Below are 26,723 nucleotides of genomic sequence, written 5' to 3'. Positions count from 1 at the left end.
GCGCTTTGTTTTCTAAACGGCCATTGGCATGACCACGGGAAAATATGAACAAAAGCATATCGCAGATCATAAAGGCAGAGAAATAAGGAGAGCTCTCCGGCAGTTCAAACAGGAATAACAGCAGGCAGTTTTAAGAAAAAAATTTTTATTAAGATGCCAGATTATCTGCCAACTTTTCCTTCTTGTAGAATACAGGGCTCAAAACGGTATAGACAACCGCCAGTATGATCATGCCGATCGCAGCGGCCAGATATTTGTTGGCGATCATATCGACCGGATTTCCCCCTATCGCTGTTGAGATGCCATTGATTACAAACGGGCTGCAGAACATCCCGAAATTGAGCAGTCCCATTGTAATGGAAATGCCTGTGGCTCGGATCGATGCGGGCGCGTACAGCGATACGATGAGCACCGCGCTTGGAATGATAAAAGCCTGTGCGGCACCTGCGCAAAAGCTTGCGAAAAATATCGCCGGAAGCGTCCCGATAAATTTAATTCCCAAGAACCCCAGCGCCGTCATTACAATTCCGACCTGCATGGTACTGTTGCCCAGTTTTTTTCTTAATTTCCCGAATATCAGTCCGGTCAGCATACCGGCTACCGGGAATATGGTGTTTGCGTACCCAACGATGACAGAGGTGCCCAAGCCGCTCGTCTGAATATACAGCGAGACATTCAGCTGATACGTATAAAGAAACAAATACGAAAAAAACACTGTTATGGAAGCGAAAAATACGGCTCCGTTAAGCTTATCGCCGCCTTTTGCATCCGTGCCTTTCCGTACGGGCACCGGAGCAACGAAAGTCAGGTTCTTTTGCACAAGAAACAGAGCCGGAACAAACAGGAGCAAGATGGCATACGACCATTTCCAGCTGATACCGGAGAGCAGTCCGGCACAGAAGGTCAAAATGATTGCTCCCCCGGTAGATGCAGAAGCCTGATAACCCATCATATCGTCCCGTTCCTGATTAACAAAAAAATCAGAAACCAGCGCTTTTGTCAGCGAGCCGTTCATTCCCTGATTAATCCCAATAAACGCGCTGGAAATGAACAAAGCGGCCAGACTTTGGGGTCCAAAGAAAAAGGCAAGAATACCGCCTAAAAGTCCTAAAAACATGCCGCCGAACAGCAAATTCTTTTTTGCAAACTTTATCGACATAGGACCTGCTAAAAAAGCGAACAACATGCCCATAAGGCTGGGGATCGTCAAAACCAGCTGAACGGTATTCACGCTGACATCCGAAAAATCCTGCTTGATATTCGCTAAGATCGCCGATATCACCATGGAAGACATCAGCATGAATGACCCGGCTATAATCGCTATTCGGTTTGCATTTTTTTCTTGCGCGTTCATTATAATACCCCTTTCAAATTAGAAATTTTCAGGTTCGCCAACCGCACTCTTTATCTGTCGATTGCTTTTGCGATGCAAAGGAACGATTTCCAAAAACAGGCTTTCTGCCGCCGGGGTTTTCGTAAAACTCGTCGAACCGCTCAAGCTCTGCCGCCCGAGGGACCGCAAACGCCGGAATTATTCTGAATATACCGGTCCATCGCTGCCGCGGCTTTCCTTCCTGCCCCCATAGCGAGAATAACAGTGGCCGCGCCGGTAACCGCATCTCCGCCGGCGAAGATGCCTTGACGGCTGGTCTCTCCGGATTCTTCGGAAACGGTAATGCAGCCGTGCCGGTTAACGTCAATTCCCCTGGTGGTTTTACGGATGAGGGGATTCGGAGAAGTGCCTACCGCTATAATTGCGGTATCAATATCGAGTACAAATTCACTCCCTTTCTGTTCAATCGGGCGGCGGCGCCCCGATGCGTCGGGTTCACCCAGTTCCATTTTTACGCATTCAACGCCTTTCAGCCAGCCCTTTTCATCCCCGATAAAGCGCACCGGGTTTGTCAGCAGCTGAAATTGAACACCCTCTTCCGAAGCGTGTTCGACTTCTTCGCTCCGCGCCGGCATTTCCTTCAGGCTGCGGCGATATAGGATGTACACGGTTTCAGCTCCGACTCTCAGCGCGCTCCTCGCCGCATCCATCGCAACATTGCCGCCACCGACTACGGCTACCCTTTTCCCCTTGAAGATTGGCGTTTCGTACTCCGCCTGATAGGCTTTCATAAGGTTGATTCTGGTAAGATATTCATTCGCCGAATAAACCCCGTTAAGATTCTCTCCCTTAATCCCCAGGAAGGTAGGAAATCCCGCGCCGGAGCCGATAAATACCGCCTTGAATCCCTGTTCAAACAACTCGTCTACCGTAATTGTTTTTCCAATTACAATATCCGTCTCAATTTTGACGCCCATCTTTTTCAGGTTGTCTATCTCGGCTGAAACTATTTTTTTAGGAAGCCGGAACTCTGGGATACCATAGACCAGCACTCCGCCCGGCTTGTGAAGGGCCTCAAAAACAGTCACCGCATACCCTTTCCTGGCCAGTTCCCCCGCGCACGTCAACCCGGATGGTCCTGCGCCTACAACAGCCGCTTTAGGCCCGTCCGGGTCACTATGCCCGTTCTCGCTGACAGCATTGCTCATATGGCAGTCCGCAGCAAAACGTTCGAGCCGCCCAATACCGACCGGCTCCCCTTTAATCCCTCTCACGCATTTGCCTTCACACTGTGACTCCTGCGGACATACCCTGCCGCAAACCGCGGGAAGTGCATTTGTTTCCCGAATCGTCTGGTAAGCTTCCTCAAATCTGCCGTCTTTCATATAGGCGATAAACTCGGGAATCTTCACGCTGACAGGGCAGCCGGCTACGCAGGGCCGGTTCTTGCAGTTCAGGCACCTTTTTGCCTCTTCAACGGCTGTTTCGGCGGAATATCCCAAGGCAACCTCATTAAAATTCGTTTTCCTTATCTGTGCGTCCTGTACGGGCATACCTGCTTTCTTCATGCTAACGGCCATTTTACCGAACTCCTTTCATGAGCCTGCAATTCATGTCCACGAGTCGTTCCTTTTCCTGCTCCGCATACATTTTGCCGCGGCGAATCGCCTCATCAAAGTCCACGAGATGCCCGTCAAACTCAGGTCCGTCCACGCAAGCAAATTTCGTTTCTCCGTCTACCGTAACGCGGCAGCCCCCGCACATGCCGGTTCCGTCGATCATAATGGGGTTCATGCTTATGATTGTTTTAATGCCGTATGGTTTCGTAACCTCGCTTACCACCTTCATCATGATCAGGGGGCCGATCGCAATCACGGCGTCATATTCGTTGCCATCCGCAATCAGTGACTTCAGCACATCGGACACGAACCCCTTTACGCCATTAGAGCCATCATCCGTTGTGCAAAAATAGCGGGTGCTGACTTTCTTGAATTCCTCCTCCAGAATGATGATATCCTGATTGCGAAAACCGGTGATGACATCAACATGCACACCCTTTCCGAAAAGTGCCTTGGCCTGCGGATATGCGATTGCACAACCGACGCCTCCGCCAATGATCGCCACCTTTTTCAGTCCGTCGAAATGAGAGGCCGTCCCGAGCGGTCCGACAAAATCTGCCAGCGCCTCTCCTTCTTTCTTCTGGGAAAGGAGTTTTGTCGTGGCCCCCACAATCTGAAAGATGATCGTCACCGTGCCAAGTTTGCGGTCATAATCCGCTATTGTCAGTGGAATCCGTTCCCCTGTCTCTTCCACTCTTAAAATGATAAATTGACCCGGCTGCGCCTTTGCCGCCACCAACGGAGCTTCTATTGACATTAACGTAACGGCGGGGTTGAGCTCTTTTTTCTTCACAATCCGATACATTTTAACCTCCAACTTCTATCAAGCAGATCGGCAAGCGGTTCTGGCCGGACAGCACAGGAACACTTCTGAAGATGCTGATTTTTCTGAAATATCTCTGCCTTTTACGGACCCGATACGGATGCTAATGAGCCATCTGAGAGCCTATGACAATACGCTGGATCTGATTGGTTCCCTCAAAAATCTGGAAGATTTTTGCGTCACGCATCAGCTTTTCAATCGGATACTCACGGCTGTACCCATAGCCGCCGAAAATCTGTACCGCATCTGTTGTTACCTTCATACACATATCACTGACAAATGTCTTTGTAATGGAGCCGAGCGCCGTATCATACTGGCCGGTTTTATCAATCATTTCCGCACAACGGTACAGCAGGGCGCGAGCCGCCGTACATTGAATCTGCATATCGGCCAGCATCCACTGCAGTCCCTGATTTTTGATAATCGGATGTCCAAAGGTCACGCGTTGTTTCGCGTAAGCCACCGCTGCTTCAATGGCGTGTTCCGCAATACCCAGACATCCGTAAGAATTGACGCCCCGGCTGCGGTCCAGGCTCTTCATTGCAATCTTAAAGCCTTCTCCTTCTGCCCCGATCCTGTTTGTAACAGGAATATGTACATCATCGAAAATGACATCCGCGGTATTTGACAGGCGCAGTCCCATTTTATCTTCATCCTTACCCACGCTGACACCGGGACGTTCACGCTCCACCAGGAAGCAAGTAATGCCTTTGGCACCCAGAGAACGGTCCACATTCGCAAAGACGGTGTACATATCCGCAAGGCCCCCGCTCGTGATAAAGCACTTGTGTCCGTTGATAATATATTCATCGCCTTCACGGACGGCGGTCGTGCGGGTAGCGGCGGCGTCGGACCCCGCATCTGGTTCCGTCAGGCAGAAAGCACCCAGCTTTCCCTCCATCACGCGTTCCATATAATAGGCAATCTGCTCTTCGGTTCCCGCAATGCGAATCGGGGTGGCACCGAATTCCGCAGTAGTGGCGCTCACGATGAAACCAGCGTCAACCTTGGCAAACTGTTCATTGATCAGAACCAGATCCAAAGAGCTGGCCCCGATACCGCCATATCTCTCGGGAACAAACATGGTGGAAAAACCGGCCTCATAGAATTTCTTGTACACTTCCATCGGAAATTCACCTTCGCGATCGCACTCGGCGACAACGGGTTTCAATTCCTTTTCTGCAAATTCCTTTGCAAATGCTACCAGATCCTGCTGGTCCTGTGTCAGAATGAAATCTTGCATAATGATTTCTCCTTTTCATTGTTAATTAAGTTCTTCCGATAATGACCTGAAAAGGCCCTTACTGGTTACACTTGCCGGCCAAAAAACCGAGGCACTCCCAATTCCCAAATACCGTTCAATCGAACCACATTCAGTCCGGACCCGTACTGCCTGTATTTTTTAGCGCTTTTTACAAAAGGTCCGGTACCTCAGGCGCCAATACAGATCACTTTGCAATTTTAGTTCGTTTGACTGACTTGTTTTTAATCTACCACATTATATTCCCGTTGGCAATATGTTTTGTAATACTTCTTTTCTTTAATTGATTTTTCAGCGTATTGATGGAAGTCGCTGCCTGTTTTTGTATATTTTATCTATTTTTAAAGTAATATTATATTTTATTTCATATTTTTTTACTTCATTCAATGAGTATCTCCGCGCATATACCATAAAATGAAAGATGCGCGGAGATATTATTTCAATGATAAAAGCGAAAACCACATTTTCGTTTATTTGAACTAATTATTAAAAAATTACAAAAATCATTGAAATAAATTAATTTTTGTAGTATTGTAAATATTATAAAAAGTATTAATAATTGATTTGTTTTTTGGTGCTTTTCTCTAATTTTGTTTTTAGTTTCTTTGAACAGTTTTAGACGGTCATAAAAAATATTGTACCCGGAAAGAACAGCTTATGAAAAATCAATTGGAGAAATTTGAAGGAAAATATGACAAATACCGAAAGATACGAGGGGGCCAAAATGCTAGGATTATTGTCAGATTATCTTTCCGATCATAAGGGTGAATTTGTTTCTCGTACTGTCATCGGGCTGTTTCAACAAGCTTCCAGGTGGTACCCGGACAAAGATGCCGTTTGCCTGGATTCCACACATATAACATATTCTACGCTGGACCGCAGTTCGGATCAGCTGGCTCATTACCTGACCGAATATGAACACGTCGGCCCCGGTGATATTGTGGCTGTTGTGACTGGCCGAAACATGGACACACCCGCAATTGTTCTTGGCATATGGAAAACAGGCGCCGCTTATATGATCCTTGACCGCTGCTGTCCCGAATCGCATAACAAGAATTGCATACGAAGTGTTAACGCACGCATCTGTATAGACCACGACTATTTTATCAACGCCATCAGCTCCTGTAGCCAGTGCTCTGCGTTTGAAGACCGCTCCCGTTCCCATCAGCTGGCACTTGTCCTCTTCACTTCCGGCTCAACAGGCAAGCCAAAGGGCGTACGTATCCTGCATTCGAATCTTGCCGCCAGTGTCAGCAATTTCGATTGTCTTCCGTTACGCTCCGACGACACGTTTGCGTCTTTTGCCAAATTGCTCTTTATCGCCGCGGTGTACGATTTCTGCTCCTGCCTGTCTTTGGGATGCACTTTTCGGATGGTACCGTCTTCCATCTGCAAAAACATTCAGGAGCTTGCTGCATTTTATATTCAAAATAAGATTACCGTTACGTTTCTCCCGCCTCATATGGCAACCAAGTACATAGAAATCGATCAAGGCAGTACCCTCCGCTTACTGTTGGTCGGCAGTGAGGTGACTCGCAATTTAAAGAAACGCCCTTACGAAATCGTCAACATCTACGCTTCCAGCGAAGCAATCGCCGCTATCAGCCATTACAATATTCAGGATGCGCGCTCCTCTTATCCTATCGGAAAGCTGGTTCCCGCTCTGAAGGGCTATGTTATGACCGAAGACGGCACTCCCGCTTCGATCGGGCAAAATGGGGAACTGTGGATTTCCGGTGCCCAAATATGTGACGGATATCTGAATTTGCCAGAAGTCAATATGGATCGTTTCGCACCCAACCCGTTTGAAACGGCGCCCCCGTTTCAGCGTGTCTTTAAAACCTGTGACATCGTACGCATTCTTCCGGACGGAAATATGGAATATATCGGCCGTAAGGACAATATGTTCAAAATCCGAGGCTTTCGTGTCGAACCCAGCGGCGTCGAAAGATATATGCTTGAATTTCCCCATATCAGCGAAGCCTGTGTAACCTGTTTTACCGACACTGGGGGCACCAACATTCTTTTTGGTTACTTCATCGCGGACGAAAGAATAGATCACAGGGCGCTGCGTGCCTTTTTGCAGGAGCGTATCCCATATTACACAATCCCGACCGGTTTCATTCAAACGGATACCTTCCCGCGTACGCTCTCCGGTAAGGTTGACCGTCATGGTTTTCTTCCTCCCCCGGAATTGGACGACCACAAAAAACTGGCTGTTTTATACTATTAATTTTCATAACGATTGTACCGAATCCACCCTGCAGGAACCGCGTTGTTGCAACGATCTTCAGCGCGGTTTTTTACATGCCTTTTTCCCACTTTAAAGATCGGCGCGGCAAGGGATAAGAGCCGGTGGAAATGATGGGATACAATCATCAGCTTGTTCCAGATTTTATTTTTTGATTGATTGAACTATTTTATTATTTAAAAAATATATCAAAATAAATCAGTATTATCATGGATATATCGTATTTTTTTATTTTATTTCTGATGTTTTTCATGTTGACTTTTTTTCAAACGAACTATATAATAAGGGCTGTGGAGCATCAGTATGGATCGGCGTTTTTTGTAAGATACATTCCTTTCACTTTTATTGTGATTTTCTGTCGAATCACAGGCCTGCACTCAAGGCAATCATTTATTGGGAAAGAAGGAATACTGAAAATGAACATTCTTGTTTGTATAAAACAGGTACCCGACACTACGGAAATCAGGATAGACCCCGAGAAGCACACCCTTATACGTGACGGCGTTCCAAGCATTGTCAATCCTTTTGACGGATATGCCCTGGAGGCTGCCGCAAGAATTAAGGATAAAGATTCCGGCGCTCAGATCATTATTTTATCTATGGGCCCCGAACAGGCAAAGGCCGCCCTTAAAGAATGCCTTGCAATCGGGGGCGACAGGGCTTATCTTGTTTCCGATCGTGCATTCGGCGGTTCCGATACATTGGCAACGAGTTATATCCTTTCCTGCGCAATCAGGAAGCTTGAAGAAACTGAAGGTAAGTTTGACATTATTTTCTGCGGCAAGCAGGCTATTGACGGTGATACCGCTCAGGTCGGGCCTGAAATTGCAGAGCACCTGGACTATCCGCAGGTTACATATGCACATGAAGCTTTCGTTGAGGGCGATATCGTTAAGGTCAAAAAGGAAGTGGAAGACGGTTTTGAAATAATAGGGGCTAAAATGCCTTGTATCATCACCGTTACGAAACCCTCATTTGAGCCCCGCTATCCCACAATCAAGTCCAAGATGGCCGCAAACCGGAAGGAAATCCCAACTATAACTTCCTACGATATGATCACCATCGACAGAGAGAGGATCGGTTTAAAGGGCTCTCCCACAAAGGTAAAAAAGACATTTACACCTCCTGTAAAGACCGGCGGCGTTAAGATTCACGAAGACTGCAGTGAAGATTCAGCCAAAAGGCTGTTCGAAATGCTTGTCGATGACGTCATTATTTAATAGGAGGGAACTTAAAGTGGAAGCGAAAACCAAAGATTTATGGGTATTTATAGAGACCAATGAAGACGGTACCGCTAAAAATGTCGGTATGGAACTCCTCGGCACAGGCCGAGGCCTTGCGGATAAACAGGGGGGCAAACTCGTCGGAATCGTGATCGGAAACAATGTGGATTCCACCGTTAAGGCGGCGACCGCATATGGCGCAGACACCGTCATTGTCATTGAAGGCGGGGAATATACGCACTACACGACAGACGCATATGCCAATGCCATGTATTACCTGGTTGAAAAATACGGCCCTACCAGCATTCTGATCGGTGCAACCAACAACGGCCGCGATCTCGGCCCCCGCCTTTCCTGCCGCTTAAAGACAGGTCTGACGGCGGATTGCACTTCTCTTGCCATTGATGAGGAGACCGGCAATGTCGCGTGGACCCGTCCCGCGTTTGGCGGCAACCTCATGGCAACGATCCTTTGTCCCGAAAATCGTCCTCAAATAGGTACCATCCGCCCCGGCGTTTTCAAAAAAAGCACCGCAGACGAATCCCGAACTGCGGAGATCATTAAGGAAGATTTTCACGTTGCGCCCGAAGCTATCCGTACGGAGCTTCTCGATGTTATTAAGGAAGCCTGCGGAGAACTCGTCGACCTTGAAGGTGCCGAGATCATCGTTTCCGGCGGCCGCGGTGTAGGAGGGCCCGGAGGCTTCAAGCCGATAAGAGAACTTGCGGAAGCGCTTGGCGCAACAGTTGGCTCTTCCCGTGCAGCCGTAGATTCGGGTTGGATCGCCCATTGCCATCAGGTCGGCCAAACCGGCAAAACCGTCGCCCCAAAGATTTATATTGCTTGCGGTATATCCGGTGCTATTCAACACCTTGCCGGTATGAGCGGCTCTAAAACGATTATTGCGATCAACAAGGACGAAACCGCTCCGATTTTCAATATTGCCGATTACGGGGTTGTCGGAGATCTGTTCGAGGTTATTCCCGTTCTTACCGAGGAAATCAAAAAAAGGAAAGGTTAAGGAAGTCCGTCGAACGCAAAACTGCTGCGGTTCATCATGGAAATCCTTTCGCTATACGAAATAAATACGGCATCTATATTTTAAGATTGGGTTAGCCTAACAAAGAGGACACCGGAAACGGTGTCCCTCTGTTTCTAATAGGTCTGATCAATAAAAATGCGCGGATTTGGAATTACTCCTCATCCGCGCCATTTTATCTTCCAGAAATAATGCAACAACTTGAATTTCCGGCCCCGGCAAAGATATGTATTGTCCGTCATTCCCGCTATGCTAAAATCAGAATATTCCAAGCCTTCCCGAATATATCGCATAAACCCGTATAACTCCCAGTAATAATGGCTTTCGACAGTCAGCAAAACCCTCTGTTTTTATCCGAAGGTCAATAGAGCGCAGGATATACAGCGCGGCAGTCCGACAAGCCGGTAACGTTATTACGGCCGCAAAACAGTTCGTACAAGATGGTAGTTTTTTCGTTTATAAAACATCTTCCCTTCGGATTATAAAAGCTATATTCGGATTTACCGTTCATTTTTCTTGACAACTAGAATTCGAGCTGCTATACTAAATTAGTACGTAATCGGACTATATAAAGGCGGATGCGAAGTATGGATCATAGTCAAGCACGTCGGCAGATGCAGGAATTAAATACCATTTACAAGGAAACCGATGCAATATATAGCGAATTTGCAAAACGAAGCGGTATGTCCGACTGTGCTTTCTGGCTGATGTATGCCCTTTGTGAAGCGGACGGAAAATGCACGCAGAAGGAGTTGTGCAGCCAGTGGGTCATGAGCAAGCAGACCGTCAACTCCGCACTGAACGGTCTGAAGAAAAGCGGCTATATTTCCCTGATATTATCTGAGACGGATAAGCGCAGCAAGCTTATTATGCTTACCGATAAGGGCCTTCAGTTCAAAGAGAAAAATATCGATATTGTTTTTCATCTGGAGGAGCGGGTTCTTCAACGGCTGAGCAATACTGAAATCACTGCCATGCTGGAAAGCAACCGGAAATATCAGGAATTGCTGAGGGCCGAAGCAAAACAATTTCTAAATAAATAATGGTCAATCATCGGAGGGTGATCCATCGCAATGGATGTACCGGATAAGATGCTGAGTGCGCTCAGAATCTTATCCGGTGTTTTTTTATCTGGTTATTGCCATTCGTCGTGAACTGGGCAGCGTAGGCCGGAGGGCTGGGAAGTGGACAGCCGGAGGAAACAAAAAATAAATAAAATATTGTGAGGATTTCATGGACTACAAGACCTTATATGAAAAGACAATGCCAAATAAACTGTTCGCCGTTGTAGCGATTCCCGGCGTTATCAGCATGCTCGTCTCATCGCTGTACCAGGCGATCGACGGAGCCTTTGTCGGGCAAATTTTAGGCACCAATGCATTTGCGGCGCTGAATCTTGTCATGCCGCTTGTAATCGTGAATTTTTCCATAGCCGACCTGATCGGTGTCGGCTCTGCCGTGCCGATCGCCATTAAGCTGGGGGAAAAGGATGAAGATGCGGCGAGCAATATTTTTTCCAGCGCCTGCCTGATGATCCTTGGATCAGCTGCCGCTCTTGGCACAGTCCTGTTCGTTTTTGCCGACAATTTTGTGCGGCTTATGGGTGCCGACGAACAGCTTGTGACATTGGCGACTCAGTATTTACGTGTTTACGCTGCCTGTGCACCCATGACAACTATTGTTTTCGCGGTCGACAATTACCTTCGTATCTGCGGTAAAATACAATACAGCATGATGGTCAATATCCTGATGTCGGTCATCAGCGCCCTGCTGGAGTTCCTGTTTCTCTTTGTCCTCGGTTTTGGCATCTGGGGAGCGGCGCTCGCAACCTGCATGGGTATGTTCATCTGCGCCGTTATTGCATTCCTGCCGTTTTTTCGTGGTAAAACGCAGCTTCGTTTTGTCAAGCCAAAATTTGACCGCGGGATATTGAGGACGATTTTCGTAAACGGAGCTCCCTCCTTTCTCAACAATATAGCCGGACGGATTACTTCCATCATCATAAACATATTTTTACTTCGCCTTGGAGGAGCCACAGCGGTATCAGCTTATGGGGTTCTGATGTATGCCGATGGGTTCGTTCAGCCAATGCTTTACGGCCTTTGCGATTCTTTGCAGCCTGCGGTCGGCTTCAATTACGGAGCAAAAAATTACAGCCGTATTGCGGCAATTGAGCGCAGGTGTTTCGGTGTCTCCGGAGCGCTGTCGCTCGTGATGGCCGCTGTCATGTTCTTTGCGAAAGCGCCCATTGCCGGTATTTTTGTGAAGTCGGAGGATACGGCGGTAATCGCGATGTCGGTGCATGCGCTGTCCTTTTTTGCTTTCACCTATCTGACACGTTGGATATCGCTTGCCTCGCAAAGCTATATGTCGGCAATCGGGAAAGCGGGATATGCCACTGCCATCGCTCTTTCCATGGCATTCGTCTTTCCTGTCCTGTTCATTTTCTCTCTTAGCTTTCTCGGCCTGGACGGACTTTGGCTTAACATGCCGTTTGCGTCCTTAACGGCTGCTGTTCTCGCCGCCATCCTATTAAGGATCCACCCTGTACGCGGGGATCAATCGCAGGAAAACGCAGAAGGGAATTCTCAGACGTCTACAACAGGCTGAAATGAATAACGGCCAATGCGGGATAAGCAGCCGGCGCGGTATCCAGCTACCCGTCATTGATTGGATTTTCGACAAACCGGTCGCAGTGTTAATCGCTTTGCCGCGCAAACAATTTGTAATTCCCGTTGACAGCTTGAGGGCCATGTCATATAATTAGACCATTGGTCTAATTATGGAGGTGCCTATGGCAAGAACAAAGAAAGAATTTGAAGGCAAGCGGGATGCTCTGCTGCTGAGTATATGGGATATTTTTGTCCGCAACGGTTACGAAAACACGACCCTCTCCCTGATCATCAGCGAGCTGTCCATTTCCAAAGGCGTTTTTTATCATTACTTTCATTCCAAGGAAGAGTGCGCGGACGCGGCGATCGACATGTTTATCGACCGCTGTATCGAAAGGATTCAAGAGGAAGAACTGCCGGGATTGACACCGGACCAAAAGCTGACACGGATGATTTTATCCGGGGTGGATTTTTTTCACAGTGACAGGCAGCAGGCAATCGGAATCGATACGCCGTCCAACGCGGTATTCCATGAAAAGCTGATGATTGCCGCGGTCAAGCGGCTGGCCTCGGTTTTCGCGCGGATGATCGAGCAGGGAGTGGCGGAGCAGATATTCTCCACAGAGCATCCTCTGGAATCGGCGGAAATGATTTTGACCTTATCCAACTTTTATCTGGATGATGTTTTATTCCATTGGAATCCTGAAACGATACCGGACAAAATCCGTGCCGTCGCCGATTCCGCCGAACGAATTCTGGGAGCTAAAAAAGGAACGTTCCGTTTCCTGTGTTTTTTGGCAGAAGGGAGGTCCGCACCGTGAAAATTTTGATTCTCGGTCTTGGGGTCATAGGCACAACCTATGCCTATCTCTTTCAAAAGGCAGGCGCCGAAACGGAACATTTCATCCGGGAAAGCAAAAGGACGGAATGCCCCGAAACGATTTCCGTCAGACTTCTCGACGGCAGAAAAAACCCGAGAGGCCAAGAGCTCCGGGATTCCTATACGGTTCATATGGCTCAGCGCGAAAGCACCTACGATCTGATCCTCGTCAGCGTACCCGGCGGCAGGCTGAAGGAAGCGATAGACACGCTGAACGAAAACCGGCTGAACGGACCGATTCTGGTTTTCAGCGGAATGTGGGAGGACAGAAGGTATGTGGATACCGTCATGGCAGGAAGAAAATATCTTCTCGGCTACCCCGTAGCCGGAGGCCAGATCGAATGGCAAAAGGCAGAGCTGAACAGCGTGCTTTTCGGCCACGTCATGCTGGAGCGCGAGGAGAAGGCAGCCATTGACGGCTACGCGGGTCTCATTTCCTTGTTTGACCAAGCAGAAATCAAGACGGAATGCCCCTTTGATATGCTGGAATGGATATGGCTGCACATGGCCATTAACGCCGGTGTCATCGCTAACGCGGCGGCGATCGGCGATATTCGGGACAGCGCCACGGCCGCGGGGAAACTCATGGATAATCCGTCCGCTTTAAACCGGACGATACGCACGATTCGGGAATGCACCAAAGTGGCGGCGGCAAGAGGAGCTGACCTGCGGAACTATGCTGATGAGTTGGCGTTTTATAAATTTCCGGCCGGCTTGGGCGGGATGCTGATGAAGCATATGTTCCGTACAAACCAGCTCACAAGACGGATTATGGAACTGCACGCGAACCGGGACGATTTACTTTATGTGTGCCGGAGCGTCTACCATTCGGGCCGGGAGCTCGGTGTTTCCATGCCCTTGTTTGAGAAAGACTACGCCGATTTAGAGAAGAAACTGGTACAGACAAAAGACCTCTGAGGAAACAGTGTTATTCTATCTCTTTAAAGGTCATAATTTCGCTTACAGCAATTCCATTTCAGTTTGTGGGGGAGAACGCAGCCTTGTTGCAGAATCAACTGGAAATACTGTAGCGTATGCTTATGCTGATAAGGAAGGCCGCCGGGAAACTTTCGTTTCCCGGCGGCCAAAGTTCTTTCCGGTACCTCTAAAGGATACTGAAATGACGATTCTTTAATTGTATGACGGTAACCGAGCAATTTTCCGTTTCGGCTCCCGCCCAAAAATCACGGTCGGGAAGCTGATTCACGATGCTGACCGCCGCCTTGATAAAAGCGCCGTGTGTAAAAACCATCATACTGGAAAACTGCGATTCATATCCGTTTGCTTTTTCTTCCAGAAAAGACCGGCACCTTGCTTTCAGCTCCTGAATTGTTTCCCCGCCCCGCGGCGGAAGATACTTTTCAGGGTGCTTAAAATAGTTATGTAACCTGAAAAACGGGCATTTGTAAATAAGCGGCAGGGACTGCCCCTCCCTTACTCCATAAGAGATTTCCCTCAGAAGCCGGTTTGTGTACAGGGGACAGTTCTGCCTGCCCGCCAAAAAAATCTCCGCTGTTTCCCGTGCTCTTTTCAATGGGCTTGTGTACGCGATATCCACCGGTATCCGTATCATTTTCCCGGCTGCCAGTCTCGCCTGTTTTCGTCCGGCTTCATTTAACGGGATATCTGCCTGGCCCTGAATTTTCAATTCACGGTTCCAATCGGTTTCTCCGTGCCGGATCAGATAGATTTTCATTCGCTCGTATTGGCTTTTGCCGACTTTTTGAATCGCCTGCCGAATTTCTCGCGGAATGCTTCGTTGTCCTTGACAGCGTCGATGAAAACAGCGATCAATACGACGGCGCCTGTAACGATTGTCTCCCAGTAGGAGGATACCCGCAGCAAGGTAATGCAGGTACTGATCACGCTGCTGAGGAAGCCGCCCACGATTGTGCCGACAACCGATCCCAACCCGCCGGCCATGGAAGTGCCGCCGAGCACCGCCGCCGTGATGGATTCCATCTGCCAGCTCTCTCCAATGCTTGCCTGAAAGGATGCCAGCTTACAAGACATCATGACGCCGGCAAAAGCGGACAGCAGGCCGCTGAGGCAATAGACCATAATTTCAATTTTCACCGTGGGAATTCCCACAATTTTCGCACAGTTGCGGTTTCCGCCAAGGGCGTAAACATAGCGCCCAAACCGGGTCTTTTTCAGCATGACGGTCAACAGGATGCAGATAACGACCATGAAAATAACAATGTTGGGAAGAATGCCGTTGATGATGCCGTTTGCCAGATGTTCCGCAGAATCCGGCATTCCCGTAATCGGCATTCCCTTCGTTACGACATATACGACTCCCTTGTAGATCTGCATGGTCGCAAGGGTAACGATAAAAGGAGTCATTTTGAACTTTGCAATAAAGAATCCGTTGACCGCGCCGAGGGGAATTCCCATAAAAGTCGTGATAAGAATTGCAAGATACGGATTGATTCCGTACTGAACCATGAAAATGGCATTTGCCATGCCGCATACGGAGCCAATCGTTGCTACGGAAAGGTCGATGCCGCCCGTTAAAAGGACAATTGTCTGCCCGAAACCGACGATGATCACGAACGATGCCGCCCTGGTCAGGGTACTGATATTATATGCGGTAAAGAAATTACCCGTAGCGATCTGTACAGCGACTCCCACTAATAAGGTAACAATCAGCACCATTCCCGCCGTTGACTTGAAAAATTTAATTGTTTTATTCATAATTAACGAAACCTCCCGCTACTGAAAAGCTACCTTAAGAACATCTTCCTGTGTGGTCAGATCAACATCATCAATGAACCCGCTCACTTTGCCGCGGCAAATCACCATAATTCTATCGGCCATCGCGAAAACTTCATCCATTTCGGAAGAAATCACGACTACGGCGACACCATGATCCGCAAGCTCGCGAATCAGATTATGGATTTCTCCCTTGGCATTCACATCAATGCCCCGGGTCGGTTCATCAAGGATCAGCATCCGGACGCCTTTGGCCATCCATCTGGCTACGATCACCTTCTGCTGATTGCCGCCGGACAGGTTTTTGATCAGCGTGTCTCTGGACGCGGTTTTTATGGACATTTCTTTGATATACTGATCAGCAAGAGAGGCAGCCTGGCTGTAATCAATCAACCCATGCTCCAGCATCTGCTTATAGGAAGGAAGCACCATGTTTTCCATAACCGACATGGACGGCGTAATTCCGTCATGCCTTCTTTCTTCCGATACATATCCCATCCCATGTGCGATCGCCGACATTGGGGAATTGATTGCAACTTCTTTACCTTCAATGTAAGTATGTGCGCCCGGTTCGCTCTGTGTGATTCCAAATACACATTTGAAGATTTCCGTTCTTCCCGCTCCAACCAGACCGGCCACACATAAAATTTCACCTTTGCGGATATGGAAGCTGATATCTTCAAACTCGCCTTTTCTGCTCAGGTGCTTTGCCTCATAAAAAATTTCATCCGATACATTTCTCTTGACCCGTTTCAGTTGTTGTACCTGTTTTCCTGCCATTTTTGTTATCATTTCATCTTTGGTTATTTCTGACGCAGGCACTTCTTCCACCAATTTTCCGTCCTTCATAATCGTGATCCGATCCGCCTGCTGCATCACCTCATCCAAATGATGGGTGATAAAGACCATCGCCGTACCCCGCTGCTTCAGCTCCTTCATCGACTGAAAAAGATTTTCCGCTTCCACATTGGTAAGGACGGAGGTCGGTTCATCCAGAATCAACACCTTGGGGGTATAGGCCAGCGCGCGCGCAATGGAAACCAGCTGCTGGTAGGCTGCCGACAGCTCTTTTACCGGCTGCGTAACATCGATTTCAACATTGAGGACCTTCAGAATTTCTTTTGCTCTTTTTTGAGTTTCCTTGGAGTCGATCACCCCGAACTTCACAAGCTCGTTTCCGAGGAAAATGTTCTCGGCGGCGCTGGCCTCCGCGACCAGATTCAGCTCCTGGGGAACCAGTACGATATTTTTTTTCAGAGCTTCTTCAGGGGTGGAGAGCCTTAAAGGCTCCCCCTCCATAAAGATTTCTCCTTCGTCCATGGAAATTTGCCCGGTAAGGATATTCATCAATGTGCTTTTGCCGGCTCCGTTTTCGCCGACCAAAGCATGAATTTCCCCTTTCCTTAATTTAAGGCAGATCTTATCCAATGCTTTTGTTCCGGGAAAGGTTTTGGTGATATCCTTCATTTCAATGATATAATCATCATTTTGATTGCGTGTTTGCATCTGCATTATCTCCATACAGCATCTTGATGAACTTGTCGGCGTCCGCCGCATACACGGAGGTTGAGCCGACTGCCGTCGATTCTTCGACCTTTTCGCCGTCGATGGTCTTGATTGCGTTGTAGATCAGCTTATAGCCCATATCATAGCAGTTCTGGACCTGTGCAACATACAGGGTGCCGTCTTTCAGATATTTGAGCGTGCGAAGATCGTGGTCCATGCCGCCGATGACGATCTTACCGGATTTGCCCGCGTCCTTGACTGCCTGACAGGCGCCGACCGGATTGGACATGTTGTTGCAGAGGATTCCGCCGAGGTCCGGATAGGCCTGCAGCCAGGACTCCGTGATGCTGATCGCTTTTTCGACGGCGTCATTGTCCCTCTGTTCGTCTACGATTTTGATATCCGGGTATTTTGCGATCGTGTCCTTAAACCCTTTTAATCTCGCTTCATGGGAGGCAGCGCCCATCGTTCCTGAAAGAATCGCGATTTGTCCTTTCCCGCCCATTTTTTCACAGACAGCTTTCGCGAGCGTGCAGCCGTCGCCGTAGTTATCCGTATTTCCTACAAAAAACGACCTCTTGCAGTTCTCCACGTCGGAGCTTGCGAAGGTTGCGACCGGAATCCCTTTTTCCACCGCGGCGTCGATTGCCTTTGCCGTTGTTTCAGGCTGGTTTACATCGACTGCGATCAGGTCGTATCCCTGACCCACGGCAGTTTCGATCGAATTGACCTGATCGACTGCATTCGGTTCCGCCGGTCCGTACCACTCGTAATCGACTGTGACGCCTTTGGCGTCCATATCCTTCACCGCCGCATCGACACCGGCTTTGATTGCGTCATACCAGCTATGGATGTTCTTGTATGTACAGTAGATTTTGTAGCTCTTTTTCTTCGGCGTATAGGATGTGTCAAATTTCTGGTCTGCAAGGTCGGTTTTGCCGGTGGCGCTGTCACCAGCCTTAGCCACCACGCTGTTCGTACCCTCGGTTTTCGTTCCGGAAGAAGTTGCGGCAGGCGCCGACGACGCGCAGCCCGCCAGCAGGGAAACCGCCAGCAGTGCTGCGGTTGCTACAGATAACAGTTTTTTCCTCATCTTTTTCTCCTCCAAATCAATACAATTAGCCGTATCTCGCAATTGAGTGGAAAAACGGGCACGGCGAACACCATTTTCTCCATTTATATAGAAGCAACAGGACCCCGACCGATGTGATTGAATTGATAAAATAAGGATAGAAACCTATTGCAATCTATCGGCAGACAAACAGACGGAACCTTCCGTTAAAAAGGAAACACGGTTCAGAACTTTATGACCGCTTTGATGACTTCGTCCTTATGGTTCGTACTGTATTCAATTGCATGGATGCAATCTTTAAAATCGAAAACGTGGGAAACGATTTTATCCAGAGGGATGGCACCGGAGGCGACCGCCGAGATGGCTTTCGGATACAGATTCCGATAGCGGTAAACGGAATAGACCGTCCCCTCCATTGCGTTCAGGGTGGCAACGTCGAGCTCGAGAACGGGTTCCGGCGAAACGCCGACCAGCGTGACTTTTCCGGCACGTTTGATCAGCCTGCAGGTCTGCAGGGTCGTGAGCCGGTTTCCCGCGCATTCGTATACCTGATCGACTCCGCCGCCCGGCAGCGTTTTAGCAAATTCTTCGATGCTCTCTTTCCTGCTGTTGAAGACCCTTGTCGCGCCGACTTCCATTGCCTTTTCCAGCCGCTTGTCCAGAACGTCCGCCACATAGATTTCGCTGATGCCCCTGGCTTTCAGGCTCATGATCGTACACAACCCGATGCAGCCGCTGCCGAGGACGATGGCGCTTTCCCCGATTTTCGCGTCGGACAGCTCCGTCGCGTGCAATCCTACGTTCAGCGGTTCAAGCAGTCCGCCCTCCATAGTGCCGACGGAATCCGGGAGTTTGTAGCACATGGAAGCGTCGTGGACGCAATACTCCGAAAACACGCCGTCGCGCTCGTGCGGAATCGCGAGCATTTTAACGTCCTTGCACAGGTTATAGTGGCCTTTTCTGCAGTCTTCACATTTTCCGCAGGGCACCGCTGGCTCGATCGCCACTTTATCCCCCGCCGAAAATCCCTCGACGCCTTCCCCGACCGCGGTAACAACGCCTCCCGGCTCATGGCCGAGCGCGAGCGGTCCGTCAAGCTCCCAGTTGGCGAGCCGGCCCTCCTGATAGAAATGAAGGTCCGAGCCGCAGACGCCAACATATTCCAGCTTGATCTGCAGTTCTCCGGGTTTTGGCTGGGGAATCTCCCGTTCGGTCCAGTCGAGTTTCTGCTTGCCAATCAATACACATACTTTCATTTTTCCCTGCATGGTTATTTCCTCCCTGATCATTCATTTTTACAAACTTTTCTTGATCGCGATAAGATTTCTGACCTTCTCCGCGATTCCTTCCGGGTCCATTCTGTAATATCTGAAAACTTCCTCGTCGGTTCCATTTGGGACGTCTTCATCCGGGATTCCGCATATTTTCATTGGGACGGGCCTGTTCTGTGCAAGAAATTCGGATACAGCGCCTCCCAGGCCGCCGTAGATGCTGTGTTCTTCCAGCGTAAGGATACACCGACACTCTTCCGCCACCCTGCCGAGCATTTCGGTATCCAGCGGCTTGATGGTATGCATGTCTACAACCGTGACGGCGATTCCTTCTTTTTTCAGCAGTTCGGCGGCTTCAATGGCTTTGCAGACCAGTTGCCCGCAAACGACGATGGCCGCGTCGCGGCCGTCGAACCATCTGTTCGCCCTGCCGATTCTGATTTCCGACGGGTCCCGGTACAAGACGGGGACCGCATTCCTTCCGATTCTGATATAAGTCGGTCTTCCCTCGTTCAGCAGTTCGGCGGTAACGGCCCGCATCTGCGTGGCGTCGGAGGGGATTTCCACCGTCAGGTTCGGTATGGCCCGCATCAGCGCGATATCCTGAAGGGAATGATGCGTTGCCCCCAGCGCCCCGTAGCTGATGCCCCCGCTGATCCCGATTACCGTTACATTGTTATTGGAATACGCCACGTCGACTTTGACCTGCTCCGAAGAACGTGTGCTGTAAAAGCTTGCCGGTCCGATCACAAATACTTTTTTACCTATGTAAGACATTCCGGCGGAAACCGTGACCGCATTCTGTTCCGCAATCCCCATTTCCACAAACTGTTCGGGAAGTTCGTCGGGGTAGCTTCCCAGCTTTGCGGAACCCTTCGAGTCGGTGCAAACAACTATAATATCTTTATCGCTTTTGGCTTTTTCAAGAATCATCTTGGAAAAAGCACTGCTGCAAGCTTCTTTTTCCATTAAGCCAGTTCCTTTCTGTATTCGTCCATGTCTTTTTTCAACTGTTCCAGCTGTTCTTTCGTTGGGGTCTTATGGTGCCACTCGGCCTTATTTTCCGCACAGGCGAGCCTTTTTCCCTTTATTGTATCCGCAATAATACAGATGGGACGGCCTTTTTCCCGATTGCTCAGCGCAGTAAAAATCTGATCAAAATTATGCCCGTCGATCTCAACCGTTTTAAACCCAAACGCTTCCGCCTTTTCCTTCAGCTTTTCAAGCGGCATCACCGTTTCGGTGCTTCCGCTGATCTGGAGAAAATTCCGGTCGACAATCCACGTCAGGTTGTCAAGCTGATATTTTGACGCGGACATCAAAGCCTCCCAATTGCTTCCTTCGGCAAGCTCTCCGTCGCCGGTAAGCACATACACGCGATTCTCTTTATGGTTTTTTTTCAGCGCCAGTGCAATTCCGGTGGCCAGCCCCAGACCATGCCCCAAAGACCCGGTATTCGCCTCGACGCCGGTGATTTTTTTGTTGGGATGCCCTCCGAGAGGGGAGCCAAATTTCCCGTATGTATCCAATTCTTCTTTCCCAATATACCCGTATTCCGCCAAAAGAGTATAATACGTCTCGGATGAATGCCCTTTGCTTAATACGAAATAATCTCTTTCGCTCCATTTCGGATTTTTGGGATCATGTTTGATGTAGTTGAATATGGCGACCATGATATCCACTTCCGAAAGATCGCCGCCGATATGCCCGCCTCCTCCGTTATAAATCAGTTCCACTGTCTTTTCACAGATTTCAGACGCCTGAATCTCCAATTTCCTGATCTGCTGATCGTCCAGCATTTTTTACTCCTCCTTACTGCCGAGCAGCATGTTGATTGCTTGGTTCCATCCGGAAACCTTTTCTGCTCGGATATTGCCGTTCATCCGCGGACGATATATATGATATGAAATAGCCTCGTAAATACGGGATTCATCATATAGGCCTGAAGAAATACCGGCCAGATAAGCGGCCCCAATGACGGAAAGCTCCTCCGCGTCCGGTATCTTAATGTCTATTTCGGTAATATCGCTTTGAAACTGCATGAGATATTGGTCTCTTGTAGGCCCTCCGTCCACGCACATCTGCGGGATGTTGAGACCGGTATCCTTTCTCATTGCTTCAATCACATCGTTGATTTGATAAGCCGCACATTCGCAGCCGGCTTTCACGATTTCTTTCCTGCCGGTTGTTCTGCTCATCCCGGTAATCAGTGCGCGCGTATCGTGCCTCCACCAGGGGGCGCCCAGGCCGGAAAACGCGGGGATGATATAAGTCTGATCATGCTCATCCGCTTCGCTTGCAAGCCCGGATGTTTCAGAGGCGGACTGAATAAGCCCAAGCTCATCCTTCAGCCACGAGATCACGGCACCCGTGTAATTGATGTTGCCTTCCAGCACATAGGAAACTTTTCCTTTTACTTTCCAGGCGAGCGACGTGGATAAACCGTGTTTACTGAAAAACGGTTCAAAGCCCGTGTTCAGCATGACGGACGAGCCCGTCCCGTAAGTTGCCTTGATGTCGCCTTCATTCAGACAGTGATGTCCAAACAAAGCGCCGTGGGAATCGCCCAAAACTCCGCAAACAGGAATCGGGGCTTCAAGATACCCCTCCAGATCCGTATGGCCAAAGACCGAATCGGAATCGCAGACCTCCGGAAGCGCATCCATTGGGATATGAAAGATGCCGCAAAGTTCCTCGTCCCACGCAAGATTTCCGATATGAAACAGTTGTGTCCTGCTTGCGTTGGAATAATCGGTTTTGAAAGAGGCCCCATGTGTAAGCTTATAAATCAGCCAGCTGTCTACGGTTCCCAACGCCAGGGTATGGTTTTGGATCTTATCCTTCATGTCCGGAAAGTTTTCGATCATCCATGCCATTTTGGCGGCCGGGTAATAGGGAGACAATTTTAAGCCTGTCTTGCTGTAAACGGCTTCTGTCACAGAAGGGTCCGCACCAATACGGTCACAAAGGTTCTTGGCTCTGTTACACTGCCAGACGATTGCATCCCCAACCGGACGGCCGGTCTTTTTATCCCAGCAAACCGTGGTTTCACGCTGATTGTCTATCCCCATGCAGACGATCTTTTTTCTGTCAATTCCGGTCTTTTCGACGACCGCTTTGCAGACGGCGACAACGTTACGGTAAATTTCTTCCGGATCATGTGACACCCAGCTCTTTTCATTGACGATCTGCCTATGGGGACGATCACATCTGCCAATTATTTTTCCGCGTTCGTCAAATAGAACCGCCTTGGTACCCTGCGTGCTTTGGTCAACACCCAAAATATAAAATGTACTCAAAATGTTTCTATTCCTCTCGAATTTGTTTTATAAAGAACTTTATTTTGTTTATTTTTGATTCATATGCTTTCTATATTGAACATTATAAACACATTAGCGCTAGTTGTCAATAGATTATGTTTGCTTTTTTGTACGATATGTTTGATTCGTGTTCGTTTTCAATCGTTTTAAAACAATCTGTTGTTATTTTTAAAGTTTTATATTATAATAGATTCAAATTCCATACCATGAATGTTCGAATATCCTTGATACAAAAAGTATTAAATTGATAAAGGTGTGCAAAGTATGCAAAAAGATCGACCGGCCCAAATCATTGAAATTATGCAGTCCCAAAATATCATTTCCATCAGCGAGCTTTCCAGACTGCTCAACTGTACCGAAATGACGGTTAGAAGAAATCTTGATAAGCTGCAGGAAATGAATTTTGTAAAGCGCGAGCATGGCTATGCCGTTTTGCTGAAAAACGCTCAGGAGACGGATTATTATGTTCAGATAGAGGAGAATAAAAAGGAAAAAGAAGCCATTGCCGCCATTGCGCTGCAGTATCTGGTTCCTTTTGAAAGCATCTGCCTGGATTCGGGAACTACGATCCAGCAAATGGTGACAATGATGCCGCAGAACATCCCCTTGTCGGTGATTACCTCCAGCCTGACCGCCACCTTGACTTTATCGAATTACAGCAGTGTTCAGGTTCTGCTTCCGACCGGTTTTCTGAATCATGCAAACCGCTCCATCTTATTTGCCGAACCGGAACATATTTCGCAATACAAAGCGGACATCGCTTTTATTTCCTGCCGCGCTTTCCGGGTTCCGGGAGGGGCGTATGAGCATACGCAGAATTTGACCACAACCAAAAAAGCGCTGGCCTCCATCGCGGAAAAACGCATTCTGCTGCTTGATTATTCCAAATGGGATGTCAATTCCTTATGTAATTCCATAAGCCTTGAAGAAATCAATACCATTATTACCGATGACAAGGCTCCTGCCGCATCTGTAAAAAAAGCCGCCGACTTCGGCACGGAGATCATTATTGTAAATTCAGACACGAAATCCGTTGTGGAGCATTACAATGCGGACAAGAAAACCAGCCGGCAATAACAGGATGTTTGAAAAGCAGCAGGGACAAGGCAAAGCCTTGTCCCTGCTGCTTTTTATGAGGTATATAAATCAACGGGATAGAAGTCGTCCGGCACCTTATGGCCGTAGTGATAAACACGTCCCCTTTGCAGCGAGCAAGGGCCCTATCGCTCTTCCCGCAAACCGGTGACCGGTTGGGGAATATCTGCATACCCGGGCAATGACCGCCGGCATTATGAAATGTTCTCCAATTCTCTGGTGATCAGCGCCGATGCGATACGCAGCGCTTTGATCCTGCGGATCAGCAAAGTGTGCTGGGAAGTACCTTCTTTCAATTTTGGCTGTACTTTTTCACACTTGCTGATCGTGGAAGCGATTGCCCGGAGCGCTTCCTGCAGCTCTTCCTTTGTAAAGTCCTCCACAAGCTCACTCCTTTTCCTGCGTGACTCAAGCTTTCCGTATCGGGTGACGGATGACGGTTTTCAGTTTGGACGCTTCCGTCCTGCGGGGATCACTCAAATAAATCTCGTGATGATGTCGTTTATCGGTAATTTCAACAGCATACCCGTTTTGTTTTACGTATTGCTCCATTGCCAGGACAGTTGCCGGTTCGCCGTCATAAGGACCCAGATGCATGCACTGCACGCACAGCCCCTCGTCATAGGAAAAGAATTCCACCGGAGAAAAGTCCGTCTTCTTTTTCCTCGCTGCCTCTTCCTGTGCCCATTCAAAATCGGGCTCCTTCACGAAATCCGGCAGACGAATCAGGGAAATCCACTGAAAGCGGTCCTTGCGGGAGTAGTCGACGCCACGGACGCCCTCCTGCCACCAGAGTCCTTCCAGAGGCGGCACGACATATTCAAAGAATCCTTCGATTTGACGGGTGCCCTTATAGCTCATCTTGATGGTGTAGGCCATACCATAGAGCAGTTCCATGGCCCTTTTGTATTCTCCGTCCTCTTCATTGGGGTCGCCTTTTCCCCGTACGGCCAGGAAATTCATTGCCGGAATTTCCACAATACCGGGATGCTCCGGCGGCAAATAGAATTCCCTGTACTCTTTCTTATAGTCGAACGTCATCATTTTCCCTCCTTAATATGGATATTAACAGCGCCAATTCTCCAGCATTTTGCTCAAAATTCTATTCGTTTTCCATCACCTGCAGCAGGCTTTGGACATCCTTTTGTATCAGGCTGTGCATCGTATCTTTAAACGGAAGATCATGGATGGAAAGCGCCTTGTTCTTTATTTTGCCGCGCAGCGCCTTCTTATACCGGGCCACATCCTCCATGGCCTTCAGCTTTTGACGTACGGCGGTGGGTTTTTCATCATCAACGGCCTGTAAAACAGTGTCGATTTCTCTGTCGATTTTGTTCTCCGTATCCCATTTTGCCTGTTTGCAGAGCAGCCGAAAGCCACGTACCCGAATCAAATATTTCCCGTTTCCCAGCATGTCCAGAAATTCGTCAAAATAAGGGTAAAGCGTATCCTCCGTATTCGAAATCATCTCAAGCTCCTGCAGACTTTTGTAGGCGGCAGAAGAATCCTTATCGTACAGCATTGCAATTTTCGAGCTCAATTCCATGGCACATCCTCCTTTACGGGCGCATATTCTCCTCATTAAGAATATCTTTTTTACTCCAATAAAACGGCAAAATAATTCTAAAGAAAGACATTTCAATATTATTGTACTGAATCAATATGCAATTGTAAATAAGAAACAAAATTATCCTTGGTTTTCTCCATAGAATTTAACGACTGATACCCCTATTTTGTTACACCTTTTCCAGCTTTTTATTTCATTTTTTAAGCTGTCAGCGGCGAAGATGAAAAATTTTCTGCGAGGTGGGGCCTTTGGTGTATAGAGCAGGCGGCTCCGGCGGAGCATCCCGCATATACCGGGAGGTAAAAATCATTGTCTTTCACAAATATTTAAAAAGATTTTCACTTTGCTATTGACCTGGAGTTAGCTCCAAGTGATAGGCTTATAAATGGAATAACGCACAAAAAGGGATTCCATTCGGCGGCGACGTGTTTATCATTAACGATAGGCTCAGTCATGGCCAAGAAAGCGTGCGGCAGCAGTACGCAGCCCGGTTTTAAGCCGCTGAATCAGCAGGATATTGAGAACATCTTTAAAATGTATCTGTAAGAATGCATATGAGTAAAAATACGATCAGAACGGAAGGGATAGATTATGAGCAAGAAGGTTTTCGTGATTTCCGCCAGTCCCCGCAAGGGCGGCAACTCAGATACGCTATGTGATGAATTCATTCGCGGCGCACAGGAAGCCGGCGCCGAAACGGAAAAAGTATTTCTGCGTGATAAAAAAATCGGCTACTGCACCGGCTGCGGAGTTTGCAACAGCACGCATCAATGTGTTCAGCGGGACGATATGGCTGCAATTCTTGACAAAATGGTCAAGACCGACGTCATTGTCATGGCGACGCCGGTATACTTCTACACAATGGATGCACAAATGAAAACGCTGATTGACCGCACCGTGCCCAGATACACGGAAATTTCCAACAAGGATTTTTACTTTATCGTGACCGCCGCAGATACGGATAAAAGTATGCTGGAACGTACCATTGAAGGCTTGCGGAGCTTTACTGAAGACTGCTTGCCGAACCCGCATGAAAAAGGCATCATTTACGGCACCGGTGCGTGGCAAATCGGCGAAATCAAAAACGGCCCGGCTATGCGCCGGGCTTACGAAATGGGTAAACAGATATAAAGGAG

The 26,723-nt window shown here is 48.5% G+C and carries 24 protein-coding genes; 9 read left to right on the top strand and 15 right to left on the bottom strand.

Going from position 1 to position 26,723, the window contains the following annotated elements; all coding sequences use genetic code 11:
• Positions 1 to 148: 148 nt before the first annotated feature.
• The 4 genes from ACRQU7_RS01060 to ACRQU7_RS01045 all read right to left on the bottom strand — a co-directional run bounded on the left by ACRQU7_RS01060 (position 149) and on the right by ACRQU7_RS01045 (position 5,018).
• On the bottom strand, positions 149 to 1,354 hold the full coding sequence (locus ACRQU7_RS01060; protein WP_444643055.1) for an MFS transporter: 1,206 nt from the start codon (positions 1,352 to 1,354) through the stop codon (positions 149 to 151).
• A 140-nt stretch (positions 1,355 to 1,494) separates the two neighbouring features.
• Entirely contained in the window at positions 1,495 to 2,913 is a 1,419-nt protein-coding gene (gene gltA, locus ACRQU7_RS01055; protein WP_444643053.1) for an NADPH-dependent glutamate synthase, read from the bottom strand.
• A gap of 1 nt (position 2,914) precedes the next feature.
• Complete coding sequence (locus tag ACRQU7_RS01050) at positions 2,915 to 3,757, bottom strand: sulfide/dihydroorotate dehydrogenase-like FAD/NAD-binding protein (RefSeq protein WP_444643051.1); 843 nt, start codon at positions 3,755 to 3,757, stop codon at positions 2,915 to 2,917.
• A gap of 121 nt (positions 3,758 to 3,878) precedes the next feature.
• Complete coding sequence (locus ACRQU7_RS01045) at positions 3,879 to 5,018, bottom strand: acyl-CoA dehydrogenase family protein (protein WP_444643049.1); 1,140 nt, start codon at positions 5,016 to 5,018, stop codon at positions 3,879 to 3,881.
• A gap of 742 nt (positions 5,019 to 5,760) precedes the next feature.
• On the opposite strand from ACRQU7_RS01045, the gene ACRQU7_RS01040 reads away from it, so the two are divergent.
• From ACRQU7_RS01040 to ACRQU7_RS01010, 7 genes are all read left to right on the top strand, one after another.
• Positions 5,761 to 7,269, top strand: coding sequence for an amino acid adenylation domain-containing protein (locus tag ACRQU7_RS01040; RefSeq protein WP_444643046.1), 1,509 nt, complete (start codon positions 5,761 to 5,763; stop codon positions 7,267 to 7,269).
• A gap of 434 nt (positions 7,270 to 7,703) precedes the next feature.
• A complete protein-coding gene (locus ACRQU7_RS01035) occupies positions 7,704 to 8,507 on the top strand; it encodes an electron transfer flavoprotein subunit beta/FixA family protein (protein ID WP_444643044.1) in 804 nt (267 codons plus the stop codon).
• A 16-nt stretch (positions 8,508 to 8,523) separates the two neighbouring features.
• Positions 8,524 to 9,531 (top strand): electron transfer flavoprotein subunit alpha/FixB family protein, encoded by a 1,008-nt coding sequence (locus ACRQU7_RS01030; RefSeq protein WP_444643042.1) that lies wholly within the window; start codon positions 8,524 to 8,526, stop codon positions 9,529 to 9,531.
• A gap of 605 nt (positions 9,532 to 10,136) precedes the next feature.
• Positions 10,137 to 10,592, top strand: coding sequence for a MarR family winged helix-turn-helix transcriptional regulator (locus ACRQU7_RS01025; protein WP_444643040.1), 456 nt, complete (start codon positions 10,137 to 10,139; stop codon positions 10,590 to 10,592).
• Positions 10,593 to 10,782: 190 nt separating this feature from the next.
• Complete coding sequence (locus ACRQU7_RS01020; protein WP_444643038.1) at positions 10,783 to 12,159, top strand: MATE family efflux transporter; 1,377 nt, start codon at positions 10,783 to 10,785, stop codon at positions 12,157 to 12,159.
• Between the two features lie 184 nt (positions 12,160 to 12,343).
• On the top strand, positions 12,344 to 12,982 hold the full coding sequence (locus ACRQU7_RS01015; RefSeq protein ID WP_444643036.1) for a TetR/AcrR family transcriptional regulator: 639 nt from the start codon (positions 12,344 to 12,346) through the stop codon (positions 12,980 to 12,982).
• The gene (locus ACRQU7_RS01010; RefSeq protein WP_444643034.1) at positions 12,979 to 13,959 is read left to right on the top strand and encodes a ketopantoate reductase family protein; all 981 of its coding nucleotides are present in this window, start codon (positions 12,979 to 12,981) and stop codon (positions 13,957 to 13,959) included. The genes ACRQU7_RS01015 and ACRQU7_RS01010 overlap by 4 nt, the downstream gene beginning before the upstream one ends.
• A gap of 187 nt (positions 13,960 to 14,146) precedes the next feature.
• Here ACRQU7_RS01010 and ACRQU7_RS01005 read toward each other — a convergent pair whose 3' ends face one another.
• From ACRQU7_RS01005 to ACRQU7_RS00970, 8 genes are all read right to left on the bottom strand, one after another.
• Positions 14,147 to 14,737 (bottom strand): histidine phosphatase family protein, encoded by a 591-nt coding sequence (locus tag ACRQU7_RS01005; protein ID WP_444643031.1) that lies wholly within the window; start codon positions 14,735 to 14,737, stop codon positions 14,147 to 14,149.
• Positions 14,734 to 15,738 (bottom strand): ABC transporter permease, encoded by a 1,005-nt coding sequence (locus tag ACRQU7_RS01000; RefSeq protein WP_444643029.1) that lies wholly within the window; start codon positions 15,736 to 15,738, stop codon positions 14,734 to 14,736. The genes ACRQU7_RS01005 and ACRQU7_RS01000 overlap by 4 nt, the downstream gene beginning before the upstream one ends.
• A gap of 18 nt (positions 15,739 to 15,756) precedes the next feature.
• Complete coding sequence (locus tag ACRQU7_RS00995; protein ID WP_444643027.1) at positions 15,757 to 17,262, bottom strand: sugar ABC transporter ATP-binding protein; 1,506 nt, start codon at positions 17,260 to 17,262, stop codon at positions 15,757 to 15,759.
• A complete protein-coding gene (locus ACRQU7_RS00990; protein ID WP_444643025.1) occupies positions 17,240 to 18,355 on the bottom strand; it encodes a substrate-binding domain-containing protein in 1,116 nt (371 codons plus the stop codon). Before ACRQU7_RS00990 ends, ACRQU7_RS00995 begins: the two co-directional genes overlap by 23 nt.
• A gap of 203 nt (positions 18,356 to 18,558) precedes the next feature.
• Entirely contained in the window at positions 18,559 to 19,602 is a 1,044-nt protein-coding gene (locus ACRQU7_RS00985) for an NAD(P)-dependent alcohol dehydrogenase (RefSeq protein WP_444643023.1), read from the bottom strand.
• Between the two features lie 27 nt (positions 19,603 to 19,629).
• Positions 19,630 to 20,574 carry a transketolase family protein gene (locus tag ACRQU7_RS00980; protein ID WP_444643021.1) on the bottom strand — a complete coding sequence of 315 codons (945 nt, stop codon included), beginning with the start codon at positions 20,572 to 20,574 and terminating at the stop codon, positions 19,630 to 19,632.
• Complete coding sequence (locus ACRQU7_RS00975) at positions 20,574 to 21,404, bottom strand: transketolase (protein ID WP_141826881.1); 831 nt, start codon at positions 21,402 to 21,404, stop codon at positions 20,574 to 20,576. Before ACRQU7_RS00975 ends, ACRQU7_RS00980 begins: the two co-directional genes overlap by 1 nt.
• Positions 21,405 to 21,407: 3 nt before the next feature.
• The gene (locus ACRQU7_RS00970; protein WP_444643018.1) at positions 21,408 to 22,904 is read right to left on the bottom strand and encodes an FGGY-family carbohydrate kinase; all 1,497 of its coding nucleotides are present in this window, start codon (positions 22,902 to 22,904) and stop codon (positions 21,408 to 21,410) included.
• 285 nt (positions 22,905 to 23,189) lie between these two features.
• Between ACRQU7_RS00970 and ACRQU7_RS00965 the strand changes: the two genes are divergently transcribed.
• The gene (locus tag ACRQU7_RS00965) at positions 23,190 to 24,002 is read left to right on the top strand and encodes a DeoR/GlpR family DNA-binding transcription regulator (protein ID WP_141826879.1); all 813 of its coding nucleotides are present in this window, start codon (positions 23,190 to 23,192) and stop codon (positions 24,000 to 24,002) included.
• A gap of 212 nt (positions 24,003 to 24,214) precedes the next feature.
• Here the strand turns inward: ACRQU7_RS00965 and ACRQU7_RS00960 are convergent, their stop codons facing one another.
• The 3 genes from ACRQU7_RS00960 to ACRQU7_RS00950 all read right to left on the bottom strand — a co-directional run bounded on the left by ACRQU7_RS00960 (position 24,215) and on the right by ACRQU7_RS00950 (position 25,566).
• Positions 24,215 to 24,403, bottom strand: a complete 189-nt coding sequence (locus ACRQU7_RS00960; protein WP_444643016.1) for a hypothetical protein — start codon at positions 24,401 to 24,403, stop codon at positions 24,215 to 24,217.
• A 25-nt stretch (positions 24,404 to 24,428) separates the two neighbouring features.
• On the bottom strand, positions 24,429 to 25,061 hold the full coding sequence (locus tag ACRQU7_RS00955; protein ID WP_444643014.1) for a GyrI-like domain-containing protein: 633 nt from the start codon (positions 25,059 to 25,061) through the stop codon (positions 24,429 to 24,431).
• A 61-nt stretch (positions 25,062 to 25,122) separates the two neighbouring features.
• Entirely contained in the window at positions 25,123 to 25,566 is a 444-nt protein-coding gene (locus ACRQU7_RS00950) for a SufBD protein (protein WP_444643012.1), read from the bottom strand.
• 612 nt (positions 25,567 to 26,178) lie between these two features.
• On the opposite strand from ACRQU7_RS00950, the gene ACRQU7_RS00945 reads away from it, so the two are divergent.
• The gene (locus ACRQU7_RS00945; protein WP_444643010.1) at positions 26,179 to 26,718 is read left to right on the top strand and encodes a flavodoxin family protein; all 540 of its coding nucleotides are present in this window, start codon (positions 26,179 to 26,181) and stop codon (positions 26,716 to 26,718) included.
• The last annotated feature ends 5 nt before the right edge of the window (positions 26,719 to 26,723 follow it).

It is taken from the genome of Caproiciproducens puteiluti (assembly GCF_052442865.1).
GTDB lineage: Bacteria > Bacillota > Clostridia > Oscillospirales > Acutalibacteraceae > Caproiciproducens.
Note: the sequence above shows the minus strand (reverse complement) of the source record. Positions and strands in the feature narration are given on the sequence as shown.

Coding starts and splice junctions, on each gene's coding strand:
- ACRQU7_RS01060 (WP_444643055.1), bottom strand. CDS start 1,354: ATGAACGCGCAAGAAAAAAATGCAAACCGAATAGCGATTATAGCCGGG.
- ACRQU7_RS00995 (WP_444643027.1), bottom strand. CDS start 17,262: ATGCAAACACGCAATCAAAATGATGATTATATCATTGAAATGAAGGAT.
- ACRQU7_RS01050 (WP_444643051.1), bottom strand. CDS start 3,757: ATGTATCGGATTGTGAAGAAAAAAGAGCTCAACCCCGCCGTTACGTTA.
- ACRQU7_RS00945 (WP_444643010.1), top strand. CDS start 26,179: ATGAGCAAGAAGGTTTTCGTGATTTCCGCCAGTCCCCGCAAGGGCGGC.
- ACRQU7_RS00950 (WP_444643012.1), bottom strand. CDS start 25,566: ATGGAATTGAGCTCGAAAATTGCAATGCTGTACGATAAGGATTCTTCT.
- ACRQU7_RS00965 (WP_141826879.1), top strand. CDS start 23,190: ATGCAAAAAGATCGACCGGCCCAAATCATTGAAATTATGCAGTCCCAA.
- gltA (WP_444643053.1), bottom strand. CDS start 2,913: ATGGCCGTTAGCATGAAGAAAGCAGGTATGCCCGTACAGGACGCACAG.
- ACRQU7_RS01000 (WP_444643029.1), bottom strand. CDS start 15,738: ATGAATAAAACAATTAAATTTTTCAAGTCAACGGCGGGAATGGTGCTG.
- ACRQU7_RS01035 (WP_444643044.1), top strand. CDS start 7,704: ATGAACATTCTTGTTTGTATAAAACAGGTACCCGACACTACGGAAATC.
- ACRQU7_RS01020 (WP_444643038.1), top strand. CDS start 10,783: ATGGACTACAAGACCTTATATGAAAAGACAATGCCAAATAAACTGTTC.
- ACRQU7_RS00990 (WP_444643025.1), bottom strand. CDS start 18,355: ATGAGGAAAAAACTGTTATCTGTAGCAACCGCAGCACTGCTGGCGGTT.
- ACRQU7_RS00955 (WP_444643014.1), bottom strand. CDS start 25,061: ATGACGTTCGACTATAAGAAAGAGTACAGGGAATTCTATTTGCCGCCG.
- ACRQU7_RS01005 (WP_444643031.1), bottom strand. CDS start 14,737: ATGAAAATCTATCTGATCCGGCACGGAGAAACCGATTGGAACCGTGAA.
- ACRQU7_RS01040 (WP_444643046.1), top strand. CDS start 5,761: ATGCTAGGATTATTGTCAGATTATCTTTCCGATCATAAGGGTGAATTT.
- ACRQU7_RS01015 (WP_444643036.1), top strand. CDS start 12,344: ATGGCAAGAACAAAGAAAGAATTTGAAGGCAAGCGGGATGCTCTGCTG.
- ACRQU7_RS00975 (WP_141826881.1), bottom strand. CDS start 21,404: ATGCTGGACGATCAGCAGATCAGGAAATTGGAGATTCAGGCGTCTGAA.
- ACRQU7_RS01045 (WP_444643049.1), bottom strand. CDS start 5,018: ATGCAAGATTTCATTCTGACACAGGACCAGCAGGATCTGGTAGCATTT.
- ACRQU7_RS01025 (WP_444643040.1), top strand. CDS start 10,137: ATGGATCATAGTCAAGCACGTCGGCAGATGCAGGAATTAAATACCATT.
- ACRQU7_RS00985 (WP_444643023.1), bottom strand. CDS start 19,602: ATGCAGGGAAAAATGAAAGTATGTGTATTGATTGGCAAGCAGAAACTC.
- ACRQU7_RS00980 (WP_444643021.1), bottom strand. CDS start 20,574: ATGGAAAAAGAAGCTTGCAGCAGTGCTTTTTCCAAGATGATTCTTGAA.